Source organism: Nocardia sienata NBRC 100364, from assembly GCF_001613205.1.
In the GTDB taxonomy this organism is placed as follows: Bacteria; Actinomycetota; Actinomycetes; order Mycobacteriales; family Mycobacteriaceae; genus Nocardia; species Nocardia sienata.
Genome location: NZ_BDBX01000068.1, coordinates 1 through 12,776, shown reverse-complemented (window position 1 = coordinate 12,776; position 12,776 = coordinate 1). Strand labels below are relative to the sequence as shown.

11 protein-coding genes are annotated in these 12,776 nt (G+C 68.7%); 6 read left to right on the top strand and 5 right to left on the bottom strand.

The features are described 5' to 3' along the window. Window positions 1-88: 88 nt before the first annotated feature. From NS4_RS28625 to NS4_RS28615, 3 genes are all read right to left on the bottom strand, one after another. Window positions 89-2,092 (bottom strand): M13 family metallopeptidase, encoded by a 2,004-nt coding sequence (locus NS4_RS28625; protein WP_063062599.1) that lies wholly within the window; start codon window positions 2,090-2,092, stop codon window positions 89-91. Between the two features lie 59 nt (window positions 2,093-2,151). Continuing rightward, window positions 2,152-2,628: a DUF4190 domain-containing protein gene (locus NS4_RS28620; protein ID WP_063062598.1), complete on the bottom strand. Its 477-nt coding sequence runs from the start codon at window positions 2,626-2,628 to the stop codon at window positions 2,152-2,154. 122 nt (window positions 2,629-2,750) lie between these two features. Continuing rightward, complete coding sequence (locus NS4_RS28615) at window positions 2,751-3,530, bottom strand: pirin family protein (RefSeq protein ID WP_063062597.1); 780 nt, start codon at window positions 3,528-3,530, stop codon at window positions 2,751-2,753. Window positions 3,531-3,732: 202 nt separating this feature from the next. On the opposite strand from NS4_RS28615, the gene NS4_RS28610 reads away from it, so the two are divergent. From NS4_RS28610 to NS4_RS28580, 5 genes are all read left to right on the top strand, one after another. Then, the gene (locus NS4_RS28610; RefSeq protein ID WP_063062596.1) at window positions 3,733-4,236 is read left to right on the top strand and encodes an NUDIX hydrolase; all 504 of its coding nucleotides are present in this window, start codon (window positions 3,733-3,735) and stop codon (window positions 4,234-4,236) included. A gap of 10 nt (window positions 4,237-4,246) precedes the next feature. Next, window positions 4,247-5,638, top strand: coding sequence for an MFS transporter (locus NS4_RS28605; protein ID WP_439955820.1), 1,392 nt, complete (start codon window positions 4,247-4,249; stop codon window positions 5,636-5,638). A gap of 443 nt (window positions 5,639-6,081) precedes the next feature. Then, entirely contained in the window at window positions 6,082-6,837 is a 756-nt protein-coding gene (locus NS4_RS28590) for a LamB/YcsF family protein (protein WP_157106306.1), read from the top strand. A gap of 23 nt (window positions 6,838-6,860) precedes the next feature. After that, window positions 6,861-7,538, top strand: a complete 678-nt coding sequence (locus tag NS4_RS28585) for a 5-oxoprolinase subunit B family protein (protein ID WP_174552156.1) — start codon at window positions 6,861-6,863, stop codon at window positions 7,536-7,538. Then, a complete protein-coding gene (locus NS4_RS28580) occupies window positions 7,538-8,398 on the top strand; it encodes a 5-oxoprolinase subunit C family protein (RefSeq protein ID WP_084487814.1) in 861 nt (286 codons plus the stop codon). Before NS4_RS28585 ends, NS4_RS28580 begins: the two co-directional genes overlap by 1 nt. Before the next feature lie 20 nt (window positions 8,399-8,418). Here the strand turns inward: NS4_RS28580 and NS4_RS28575 are convergent, their stop codons facing one another. After that, the gene (locus tag NS4_RS28575) at window positions 8,419-10,059 is read right to left on the bottom strand and encodes a glycoside hydrolase family 183 protein (RefSeq protein WP_084487813.1); all 1,641 of its coding nucleotides are present in this window, start codon (window positions 10,057-10,059) and stop codon (window positions 8,419-8,421) included. Between the two features lie 161 nt (window positions 10,060-10,220). On the opposite strand from NS4_RS28575, the gene NS4_RS28570 reads away from it, so the two are divergent. Continuing rightward, window positions 10,221-11,045 carry a hypothetical protein gene (locus tag NS4_RS28570; protein WP_063062592.1) on the top strand — a complete coding sequence of 275 codons (825 nt, stop codon included), beginning with the start codon at window positions 10,221-10,223 and terminating at the stop codon, window positions 11,043-11,045. Between the two features lie 9 nt (window positions 11,046-11,054). Here the strand turns inward: NS4_RS28570 and NS4_RS28565 are convergent, their stop codons facing one another. Further along, a complete protein-coding gene (locus NS4_RS28565) occupies window positions 11,055-12,515 on the bottom strand; it encodes a CCA tRNA nucleotidyltransferase (RefSeq protein WP_063062591.1) in 1,461 nt (486 codons plus the stop codon). Window positions 12,516-12,776: the final 261 nt, after the last annotated feature.

Sequence of the window (12,776 nt, the reverse complement as noted above, 5' to 3'; positions counted from 1 at the left end):
GCGCCGCCTCCGGCGGCGAGGCCCCTCGGAAACAACAGGACAGAACGTGACCCCGCCCGGTGCTCCGGGCGGGGTCACGTCGTTACGGTCACCAGATCTTGACCCGCTCCTCGGGCGCCAGGTAGAGGGCGTCGTCGGGGGTCAGGTCGAACGCCTCGTGGAAGGCGTCGATATTGCGGACCACCGCGTTGCAGCGGAATTCCGCGGGCGAATGCGGGTCGACCGCGAGCCGGCGGATCGCTTCCTCCGGCCGCGCTTTGGTCCGCCAGACCTGCGCCCAGCCGAAGAACACTCGCTGCAGCCCGGTCAGGCCGTCGATCACCGGGGCTTCCTGCCCGTTCAGCGAGATCCGATACGCCTCCAGCGCGATGGAGAGCCCGCCCAGATCGCCGATGTTCTCGCCGATCGTGAACTCACCGTTCACGGTGTGCTCGTCGGACAGATCGGCGGGGGAGAGCACGTCGTACTGGTCGATCAACGCTCGCGTGCGCTTACCGAACTCGGCGCGATCGGTATCGGTCCACCAGTCGACCATATTGCCGTCGCCGTCGTATTTGGCGCCCTGATCGTCGAAACCGTGCCCGATCTCGTGCCCGATCACCGCACCGATGCCACCGTAGTTGGCGGCGTCGTCGGCGTTCATATCGAAGAAGGGCGGCTGCAGGATGGCGGCCGGGAAGACGATCTCGTTCATTCCCGGGTTGTAGTAGGCGTTCACGGTCTGCGGGGTCATGAACCATTCGTCCCGGTCCACCGGGCCGCCGAGCTTGTTCAGGTCCCGGTCGTGGTCGACGGCGTAGCCGCGGCGGTAGTTGCCGACCAGGTCGGCCGGTGCGACGGTGAAGGCGGAGTAGTCGCGCCAGCGCTCGGGGTAACCGATCTTGGGCGTGAACTTGTCCAGTTTCGCCAGCGCCGCCTGCCGCGTCGCCGGGCTCATCCACTCCAGCTCGGTGATGTTGCGGCGGTAGGCCTCACGCAGGTTCTCCACCAGCCGCACCATCGCCGCCTTGGCCTCGGGCGGGAAATGCTGCGCCACATACAATTTGCCGACGGCTTCGCCGAGCAGGTCCTGCACCAGCGACACCCCACGCTTCCACCGCTCCCGGTTCTCCTGGGCGCCGGTCAGCGTGCGGCCGTAGAAATCGAAACTCTCCTCCACCACTGCCTCGGTGAGGTAAGGCGCGCGGGACCGTAGCACCCGCCACTGCGCCCACAGCTGCCATTCCTCGACCGATTCGGCAGCCCACAGCTGCGCGAAGGTCCGGAGGAAGTCGGGTTGCCGGACCACCAGCTCGGCCAGCAGATCCGGGCCGTCACCCTCGACACCCTCGGCGAGACCGTCGGCCCAGGCGGTCCAGTCGAATTCCGGATGCGCGGCCGCCAGGTCGGCGAAAGTGGTGAGGTTGTAGCTCAATTCGGCGTCACGACGGCGCACCACATCCCAGTGCCCGGCCGCGAGTTTGCGTTCGAGCTCGAAGACGCGGCTACCCACCGGGCCCGCGGGCAGCAGCTCCGCGATCCGCGGATCGGCCGCCACCAGTGCGAACATCCGGTCGATATGCGCGATATAGCGCTCGCGCACCTCGGCGTAGTCGTCGGAACGGTAGTAGGATTCGTCGGGCAGGCCGATCCCGGACTGCGTCGCGTAGACGAGGTAGCGCTGGGAGTTCTTGTCGTCGGTATCGACGTAGACGGCGACCGCACCGGATACGCCGACCCGCTGCAGCCGGCCCAGCAGCCCCGCGAACTCACCCCGGTCGGTGGTCCGGGCGAGCGCGGCGAGTTCTTCGACGATGGGAGTCAGGCCCACGGACTCGACCGCGTCGGTGTCCATGAAGGAGGCGTAGAGGTCGGCGATCTTGCGGGCATCGCTGCCGGGCTCACCCGTGGCATTGCGGATGATCTCCTGGACATCGAGCTCCGCCCGGTCGAACAGCGTGCGGAACGCGCCGTCGACCGCCCGGTCGGCCGGGATCTCGTATCCGGCCAGCCAGGCGCCGTTGACGTGCGTGAACAGGTCGTCCTGTACCCGGACGGCCGGGTCGAGATGGGTCAGATCGATACCGGAGGGGCTGGTCACGTCGGAAGTCACAGAATCCAGTATGCCGGTGCCGGGCCGGTCCGAGCGGTGTACCGGACCGGCCCGATCGATCAGTTGGTGGGCTCCGGCGGAGCGATGGTCACCCCGTACTGGTCCTCGATGCGCTGGTTGAACTCGTCCTCACACCGCGACACCGCACTCTGGTCACCACCTGCGTTGCTGACGCAATCGACAAAATCGCGACCACCCGAATCCGACCAGATACCCCAGCCGACGATCCCGACGACGATCACCCCGGCGAGGGCGAGCACGCCGAGGATCAGGCCGATCACGGCCATCACCCCGCCGCCGCCGGTTCCGCGGTTCGCCTTCACCAGGGCGATCACACCGAGGATCACCGCGATGAGCCCGAAGAGGATCCCGCCGACAATCGTCCAGAAGCTCAGTACGCCGAGGATGCCGAGGACCAACGCGGCGATCGCCATCCCCTTGCGCTTCGGCGATTCCTGCCAGTACTCGGGCTGCCCGCCGGCACCGGGGTAGGGCCCCGGCGCGGGATAGTTGCCGGGCGGCGGTGGGTAGGACATACGTTCCTCCTCAGCTGAGCTGGTCGAGACCCTGCCGGTAACGCTCGAGCGATCTCGGTCCGCATATCATTGTCGAGGGTCGATCACCGATGGGTCGACCCTTTATCCGGACTTTTCGGACGTTACCCGGCGCCGAGCCGGGCATGCATCTCCCAGATCAGCACTTCCGCCGGTTCCCGCGCGGTCAGCCGCTGGCCGCCGGAAAAGGTCAGGCGCACCGCATCACCCGCGTCCAGCAGGCCCACGCCCTCCATCTCGACCGCGCCACGGGCGACGAACGCGTGGACATAGGGCGCCTCGGGCAATTCCACCGATGCCTGCGTGTCCGGCGCCAGCTTCGCCACGTGCAGCGCCGAGTGCGAGCTGTTGATGGCGATGGCGGTACGGTCGCGGTACCGCGGTAGCCCGGACGCGACGGTCACCAGACCACCCGCGGCCAGCTGGTCGTCGATTTCGAGTTGCTGGTAGCCCGGCTCGATCCCGGGTTCGTCGGGTAGCACCCACATCTGCACGAAATGCACCGGCTCGTCATGTTCGGGACGGCTGCCGTCGATCCGCCACGAATCGTTTTTCTCCGAATGCCGGATTCCGGTACCGGCACTCATCCGCTGCGCGAGTCCCGGGTATATGACACCGCTGTGGCCGAGCGAATCCTGATGAACCAGGGAACCCTCGAGTACCCACGTGACGATCTCCATATCGCGGTGCGGATGGGTATCGAAGCCCTGGCCCGGAAGAACGATATCGTCATTGTTGACCAGTAACAGACCGTGATGGGTGTTCTCGGGGTCGTAGTGCGCGCCGAAGGAGAACGAATGCTTGGAATCGAGCCAGGGAATGCGGGTTTTCATACGGTCACCCGCACGGTGCACATCGATATGCGGCGTCGGCAGCGTGGACATCGCGCGACTCCTTTCCGGCTCGGGCACAATTACCTTTCCCGTATGTAGTACCGCGGCGATACCACGACCTCGTCGATTGTCCGCTCTCGGCATTTTACGCGAGCGACCTCGGGATGAACGGCCGGTGAGCAACCGGGCGCGGTAATAGCGGTATGGCACAGGTTTCACGAAAATGGATCTGTAGGGAACCGGGAGGTGAAGGATGCGCCCCGAAGCGCTCGCGCGGACCGAGCAGCGGTTGCGTGCCGCCGCGCGGCGCGACGGCGTCACCGACCTGGTCGTCGGCGTCGCAGTGTTCCGGGACGGAAAGCTGCTGGTCGTGCGCCGGGTGCCGGGCGCTTATCTCGGCGGTATGTACGAGCTGCCCGGTGGCGGGGTCGAATCCGGCGAATCGCTCACCGAGGGGGTGGCGCGGGAGCTGCTGGAGGAAACCGGCCTGGTGGCCCGCCGCATCACCGATTTCCTCGGCTGGTTCGACTACGCCACCCGCACCAAGGCCAAGGTGCGCAAATTCAGTTTTCTGGCCGAAGCCGAACCCGGTGAGATAACACTGGACCCCGCCGAGCACGACGACTACGCCTGGATAGACGCCGGCGCGCTGGGCGCTCTGCCGATGGCGCCCGATATGCGCGAGGCCGTCGATCTGCTGATCGCCGAGCGGGTGCCCGGACCGGCCGAGATACCTCCCGGGCTGCGGGGCAGGTAGCGTCGCGGCGGTGTCCAGCTCTGCGCCCCGACCCAGCACCACGGACCGGACACCGGGAGGCGGCGGACGGCGGCACGATCTGTCGGCGTTACGCGCCGCGATCAGCGAGAGCCCCGGCGCGGTCCGGCTGACCCTGGTGCGCTTCACAAGCCAGTTCGGTGACGGCATGTTCCAGGCCGCGCTGTCCGGGGCGATCCTGTTCAATCCGGAACGGGAAACCGACCCGCTCGCGGTCGCGGCCGGTTTCGCGGTACTGCTGCTGCCCTATTCGCTGGTCGGACCGTACGCCGGCGCACTGCTGGACCGCTGGGACAGGCGACTGGTCCTGCTGATCGCCAACCTGGTGCGCGGCCTGTTGATCGCCGCGGTGGCACTGGGCCTGCTCGCCGGCGCCAGGGCGAGTTTCCTACTGCTACTGGCGCTGGCGGTGGTCGGGATCAGCCGGTTCACCGCGGCCGGTGTCTCGGCGGCGCTGCCGCGGGTGCTGGCACAGCACCGGCTGGTGCCGGCCAACTCCGTACTGGCGACCGTGGGCTCGGCGTGCGCGGCCGGGGGCGCGGGAGCCGCGGTGGCGGTGATCGGCGCGATCGGCGCCGGCGATACCGGATCGGCCGTCGCCGTGGCGGCGAGTATGACCGGATCGGTGGCCGGAGTGGTGCTCACGGCCGGATTCCGGCCGCGCACCCTCGGCCCGGAATCCGTGGCCGGCGACGCCGCGGGCGCGGTGCGCGCGGTACTCGCCGGCCTGCTGGTCGGCGCACGCGCGGTCCGGCATTCGGTCGATGTGTCCACCGCGATGATCGGTATCGGGACCCACCGGATCGTATTCGGCGCCAACACGCTGGTCATGGTGCTGGTGCTACGGCAGTCACCGTCCCAGGGCACGGTGGTGGACAGTGGATTGATCGGCTTCGGTGTGGCGATCACCGCCACCGCCGCCGGAATGCTGCTGGCGGCGCTGCTCGCCCCACTGCTCATTCCCCGCCTGGGTCGCCCCCGGACCGTCCTGCTGGCTCTGTCCGGTGCGATCGCGGTACAGCCGGCGCTGGTCCTGCCCACCGCCCTCACCCACTCGGCCGAGAGCGTGCACCACGCCCATCAGCTCCTGCTCGCCGGGGCGTTCCTGCTCGGGCTGGCCGGGCAGACCATCAAACTCACCGGTGACGCCGCCATGCAGATGGATATCCCCGACGACCGCCGGGGACAGGTTTTCGCCCTTCAGGACACGGTCTTCAATATCGCGTTCGTCCTGGCAGTCGCGGGTACGGCACTGGTCGTCCCGGCCGATGGCAGATCACCGGCCGTGGTGCTGGCGGGGACGAGCTGCTACGGGGCGGGCATTGTCGCCGTGCTGCTCAACAACCGCAGGAGGATTCGGCCACCGTCCGGCGCCACCGGATGAGGAGCGGCAGTGCGGGCTGCCGATCCGCCGGCCGTCGACCAACCGACCAGCAGCCGCAGCGGATCGGCCGGACCCGCGGTGAGCCCGTCCGAACCGAGCGTGGGCAGCCGCGCGGCCGCGAGCTCGACCGCCAACGCCGAAATTGCGCGACGCGGACGCGGGCAGGAGTGGGTCGCCGGGCCGGTTCGGCCGGACACCGCGCGACAGCGGTGACCGGTGCCGGTGCCGGTACGGCCGACCACCGGGCCGGTGGCTCCCGGGCAGCCGGCTCGGCCATCGCGACCTGCGCGGCCCACGGTGCCGCGCCGGGTTCGACGAGCGGCGTGTCGCGTAACTGGGAGGTCGAGACCGATCGGCGCTTCGGCCGGCGGGCCGTCCGGAGCGCGGTGCACGGCGACCCCGCCGTGTGAACAATGGAGGCAGTACCGGAAGGAGGGTGTGGCATGGGTCTGGACCTCAACAGTGACCTCGGTGAGGGGTTCGGCGCGTGGAGTATGGGGGAGGACGCCGCCATGCTCGATATCGTGACCAGTGCGAACATCGCCTGCGGTTTCCATGCCGGCGATCCGTCCATCATGCGGCGTACCTGCGCGACGGCGGTGGAGAAAGGGGTCCGGATCGGGGCGCATATCGGTTACCGGGACCTGGCGGGGTTCGGCCGGCGGGCAATGGCGGTAACGCCGGCGGACCTCCGGGACGAAACGCTGTACCAGATCGGCGCGCTGGACGGTTTCGCCCGGGCGGCAGGCGACCGGGTGCGGTATGTGAAACCCCACGGCGCGCTGTACCACGCCGCCGCGGCTGACGCGGCGCTCGCCGATGCCGTGCTCGCGGGTCTGCGGGACTACGACCCCGACCTCGTCCTGCTCGGACCCGCCGGTACACATCTCGAGAAATCCGCGCAGGCCGCGGGGACGCCGTTCGTGAGCGAGGGCTTCGCCGACCGGGCCTACACCGCCGCGGGCGGTCTCGCGGCGCGGGGAACCCCGGGTGCTGTGCTCGGAACCGACGCGGCCGTCGCCCAGGCGGTCTCGCTGGCGGAGAACGGTACCGTCCGGGTGCTGGGCGACGGCGGGATCGTGGCGGTCTCGCCCGACAGTATCTGTGTACACGGCGACACCCCCGCCGCGGTCCGGATGGCCCGGCGAATCCGTGCCGCGCTCGCGGACGCCGGGATAGCGGTAGCGTCGTTCACCTGAACGACGGAACGGGGTGAGGTGACGTGTCGGGAGCACCACGAATCCGGGAAGCGGCCGCGGTACGGTGTGCCGGCGACCGGGCCTTCCTGCTCACCCCGGACGATCCGCAACGGGTCGGCCGGCTGGTCGCGGAATTGGCCGGGTGTTCCGTCGCCGGGGTGGTGGATATCCTGCCCGCCGCGGAAACCGTGCTGGTGACCCTGGATTCGGTGCGCTGCGCGCCCCGGGTGCGTCATGAGCTGGAACGAATCGTCGCCGAGGTGAGCGCGGGACAATCCGATGTTTCCCGTGGAACATGCGATCCCGCGACCGAATCTGTGTGTATCCCCGTGCGTTACGACGGTCCCGATCTCGATACCGTGGCCGGGATACTGGATCTGCGACCGGACCAGGTGATCGCCGCGCACACCGCCGCGACCTGGCAATGCGCTTTCGTCGGCTTCGCGCCCGGCTTCGGTTATCTCACCGCCGCCGACTGGCAGCGCAGCGTTCCCCGCCGTGATACCGCGCGCACCCGCATACCGGCCGGGTCGGTGGGCCTGGCCGGAGGCTGGTCGGCGGTGTACCCGCGGGAGACGCCGGGTGGCTGGCAGCTCATCGGCACCACCGCGCTGACCATGTGGGACACCGAGCGAGACCCACCCGCTCTCGTCCATGCCGGTGCGCGGGTGCGATTCGTCGATGTGGACGCCGCCTCGTGATGGTGATCGAGCGAGTCGGTCCGGCCGCCACCATCCAGGATCTGGGCCGCCCGGGATGGTTCCATTCCGGCGTCGGACCGTCGGGCGCCGCCGATCGCGGCGCGCTACGGCTGGCGAACCGCCTGCTGGGAAACCCGGAAGGATTCGCCGGGATCGAAGTCCTGCTCGGCGGCCTGACCCTGCGCGCCGAAACATCACTGCTCGTGGCGGTTACCGGAGCGCCCGCGCCCGCGACCCTCGACGGGACTCCGGTGGGTCACGCCGCCGTGCTGCACCTCGCGCCCGGGCAGCGCCTGCGGCTGGGCACGACACGCACCGGGCTACGCAGCTACATCGGGGTACGCGGGGGGATCGACGTCCCCCCGATACTGGGCTCGCGCAGTTACGACACTCTCTCGGGTATCGGCCCGCCTCCGTTGCGCGAAGGCAGAACTGTCCCCATCGGTCCACCACCCGGCGTGTGGCCGAATATCGAGCAGGCGCCACTGCCCGGACCAGAGGCAACGCTGGAGATACACGCCGTGCCCGGCCCGCGGGACGACTGGTTCACCGACCCGGCGGCCCTGTTCACAGGTCATTGGTCGGTGAGCGCGGATACCGACCGGGTCGGGGCACGCCTGGACCGGGTGGACGGGCCTGCGCTGCAACGGAAATCGTCCGGCGAACTCGCCACCGAGGGGATGGCACTCGGATCGGTGCAGGTTCCGCCCAGCGGTCAACCGGTGGTCTTCCTCGCCGACCACCCGATCACCGGCGGTTACCCCGTGATCGCGGTGGTCACCGACGCGGATATCGACCGGGTATCGCAGGCCCGGCCCGGTCAACCGATCCGGTTCCGCCGCGCGGCGGGCACCGGCTGATTCCGGCGGCCGCGCCGACCTCACGAAACAGGCGGCTCGTCCGGTGGTGCCAGCCGGGCGTGCAGGAGATACACATTGTACGAATCCCACTCCGACAGCGCGAAATACAGATCCCGCGAGGTGGACCACGGGTGGAGGAAACCGCCGTAGGCCTTCGGGTAGTCGGTGGTCGACACCAGCTGCACCGCTTCTGACCAGCTGCCCTGTGGGTCCGCGGCGGTCCGCAGGACGATCGCGCCGCGTGCGGGATCCAGATAGCTCATCTGCCAGTACCCGGTCCCCGGATCGACCCGCACCGACAACTCACTGGCGATACCGGCCACCAGCGGCGTCGCCTGGTTCTCCGCCGCCGGCGCCCAGGTACCGTCCACCCAGTACTGGTACGCCGACTTGTTCAGTACCTCGTCCTGCGGGACCCGGGCCAGGCCGATCATCCCGACCCGGCCGTTGGGCGTACCGAACATGTAGACGTGGTCGCCGTGCGGCACCATGGCCGTCACCTGGAACCGGCCGAGCCCGAACAGGTTGTCCCAGCGGGCGTGCTGGTCCTTGACCCAGGTGCTGCCGCCGTCGTCGGAGTAGGCGATACCGCCGTAGTTCGTCCACCACATCCCCGGAATACGGCTCCAGCGGTTCACCGACATGAAGCTGAGGTACTGCCGCCCGCCGAGCGCGAATCCGGAGGTCGGAATGGTGGTGGTCTCCCAGTTCTTGATCTTGCGACTACCCAGCAGTTCGGCCGCGTGGCAACGGCTGTCCTGCACCATCGTGTCCAGTGTCAGACCATCGGAGAGGTCGCGGTCGGTGCTGTAGGCCAGCACATTGCTGCGCCAGTCCGGGCCGCCCACAACACCGGCCGTCCAACCCTTTCCGAACGTATCCCCGAACACCATGGCGATCCGGCCTGGTTCGGTCTCCCACATCAGCCCGAGATCGGTGCCGTCGACCTGCCAGCGCATATCGGTGCGATTCGCCGAGCCGTGCCCGGTGACCTGCTCGACCAGTCGCACTGCCTCGACCTGCGGTAACGCCACCGGCGCCGCGAGCGGACCCGGTTCGGCCGGGTGTACCACCGGCGGCGGCGCCGGTTGCGGCGGCACGCCTTCACCGCCGGGAACCGGGTACGGGATCGGTTCGATCTCCGGCTTCACCCGGACTTCGGGTAGCCGCCACGGTGTTGCGGACCCGGAGGAACCCCAACCGCTACCGGTCGCCGAACCGCCACCCGGCGCGGCCGGAGCAGGTGCCGGGTCGTCGGGCGCGGGCGCCACCGGTTTCGGCGTGTCGCGAATATCGGGACAGGGGTTCTGACACGGATCCGCGGGCAGCGGATCCGGAACGATACGGGTGTTGTCCGGCAGCGGATCGGGGACGGGCACCGGTTGCAATTGCGGTACCGGAACCGGGATATCGATCTGCGGCGGCACCGGCGGCGGGGGCGGGACCGATGGATCGGGTTCCCGGGCCAGCGGGTCGAAACCGGTTTCGCCACAATCGTTCACCGGCGGCGGCGCCCACGGATACGGCGCAGCGCGAACGGGGACCGGCACGGCGACATACCCGGCAAGTACCAGTCCGAGGAACGTGAGCACAACACGGCCGGGCCGCCGGCCCGGCACCACCTCGATCAAAACTTCTCGCAGTCTCTGGTCGAGTCCCATTGCCGGACCGAACCTACCCGAACAGGACGGTATCCGTGCCGATTGATCGACGCGGGTCGTGATCCGGCCCCCGCGAAGTTGCGTGCGGCCCGACACGGCGGGTGACCCGCGCGACTCCACGTGGTCCGGACCCCGCCGAACCAGTACCCTCGAATACGATCATGGCCGCCTACTCCGATCCCCCCTCGGCCTCCCTGTTCTCCGCGCTACGGGCCGTCGACCTGGGTAAACGACTGTTCGAGCAGACCCGGCTGGAACAGTGGATCAGCCTGAGCACCGCCTGGATGGAACCGATGGCAGACCTCGGCGCCGGTACCGTCACCGCGCTGCTCCCGGACACGCTGCTCACGGTGCTCAGCGAAGGGATACTGAGCCGGTTCGGCGGACAGGAGATCAGCGCGACACTGCTGGGTCATCGGCTGACCGGCACCCTCGAGCTCCTGAAGGTGCGTCGGCGCGGTGCGCATTTCCAGACCAAAGCCGTCCTGCGGGGACTGCTCTGGGACCAACGGCCCATCGACGAGGTCACCGTTGTCTCGCACGAGGTCCGGCTGGTCCCGGGCGTGCCGACCCGAGTCCGCGCCAACCGGGTGGATATCGAGGGCACGGTCGGCCTGGACACCGTGGTGGAGTGGCTCGCGAGCCGGCAGCGGGAATGGGAACTCTCGGTGACCGGACAGGGACTCATCCGCGCGGTGCACCACCGCAAACGGATCACCGCCGACCTGGATGCTTCGATCACCGAGGACGTATTGCACCTGGCGGTCCGGCGCGCCACCTGGGCCGGGCTGCCGGTCCCCCGGCGCTGGCGCACGATGAACCCCATCCCGATGGGGGAGCTGCCCCGGGGCGCGCGGGTGCGGTGGGCCGTCCGCGAGGACGCCGTGGTGCGGTTCCGGATAGAACTCGCGCCGGTCAGCGGCTCGTTCGACCTGGCCCAGATCCGTTCGGCGATCGTGGCCGGCACCACCCTGATCGTTTTCTGACCGGCCGGCTCACTTCTGCGTCTGCCACCACTGCTCGAGCGCCGCCTCGGCCTCGTCCCGGGTCAGCGGTCCGCGATCGAGACGCAGCTCCTTCAGATAACGCCAGGCGCGCCCGACCTCGGGTCCCGGCGGCAACCCCAGTAGTTCCATGATCGCGTTGCCGTCCAGATCCGGCCGGACCCGTGCCAGGTCCTCCTGCTCCTGCAGCCGCGCGATCCGCGCCTCCAACTCGTCGTAGGTGGACCGCAACGCCGCCGCGCGGCGCTTGTTGCGGGTGGTGCAGTCGGCGCGCACCAGTTTGTGCAGGCGAGGCAGCAAATCGCCGCCGTCGGTGACGTAGCGGCGAACCGCGGAGTCGGTCCACTGCCCTTTGCCGTAGCCGTGGAACCGCAGATGCAGGAAGACCAGCCGTGCGACATCCTCGGTGAACTGTTTCGGATACTTCAGCGCGCGCATCCGTTTGCGCACCATCTTCGCGCCCACGACCTCGTGATGGTGAAAGCTCACCCCACCGCCGGGTTCGTTGCGTTTGGTATCCGGTTTCCCGATATCGTGCAGCAGCGCCGCCCAGCGCAGCACCAGATCGGGGTCGCCCTCTTCCTGGTCGATGGCCTGTTCCAGCACCGTCAGCGAATGCCAGTAGACATCCTTGTGCTGATGATGCTCATCGATCTCCAGCTTCATCGCCGGGACCTCGGGCAGCACCCGCTGAGCCAGGCCCGTTTCACACATCATGTTGATACCGTCGATCGGGTGGGCGCCGCCGATCAGCTTGTCCAGCTCGGTCCGCACCCGCTCCGCGGTGATCCGGTCGATCTCCGCGGCCATCTCGGTGATCGCCGCCCGCACCCGCGGATGCACGTCGAAACCGAGTTGCGAGACGAAACGCGCCGCGCGCAGCATCCGCAACGGGTCGTCACCGAACGAGTCCTCCGGTGCCGCGGGGGTATCCAGCTCACCGGCCAGCAGTGCCGCCATCCCGTCCAGCGGATCCACGAATTCCAGCGCACCGTCCGCCGCGATCCGGACCGCCATCGCATTGACCGTGAAATCCCGCCGGACGAGGTCGTCCTCCAGCGTGTCACCGAAATCGACCTGCGGATTGCGTGAAACCCGGTCATAGACGTCGCTGCGGAACGTGGTGATCTCCAACTGCTGCCCGTTCTTGGCAGCACTTACCGTCCCGAACGCCAGCCCCCCGGTATCCCACAGCTGGTCCACCCACCCGCGCAGCATCTCCTGTACCTGCTCCGGCCGCGCGTCGGTGGTGAAATCCAGATCCGTCCCGAGCCGCCCCAGCACCGCGTCGCGCACACTTCCCCCGACCAGATACAGCTGGAAGCCACGCGCGGCGAACATCTCGCCGAGCGGCGTCAGCACATCGGAGAGCCGACCCAGCGTGATCGCGGCAGCCGCGAGCAAACGGGTACGGCGATCCTGCACAACGTCGTCGGACTCGGTCGAAACCACAGCAGAACCATACCGAGTAGGAACAAATGCGATTTCTCGGCCGGAGGGTATGGTCGGGCGCTTATGGGTCCGGGAATTGCCATCGGATGGCCGGGGGTCTGCGACACCACCACCCGAATGGAAGAGGCGTCGAGGGCGGGCCGGCGGCGAAGACGAGACGCGAGCTGACGAATCGGAGAGGCATGCTCACGAGGGGCGTGGGCCTGCTCGCGAAGGCGAGGGCGTGGGCCTGCTCGCGAAGGCGCTGTGTTTTTGGCGCCG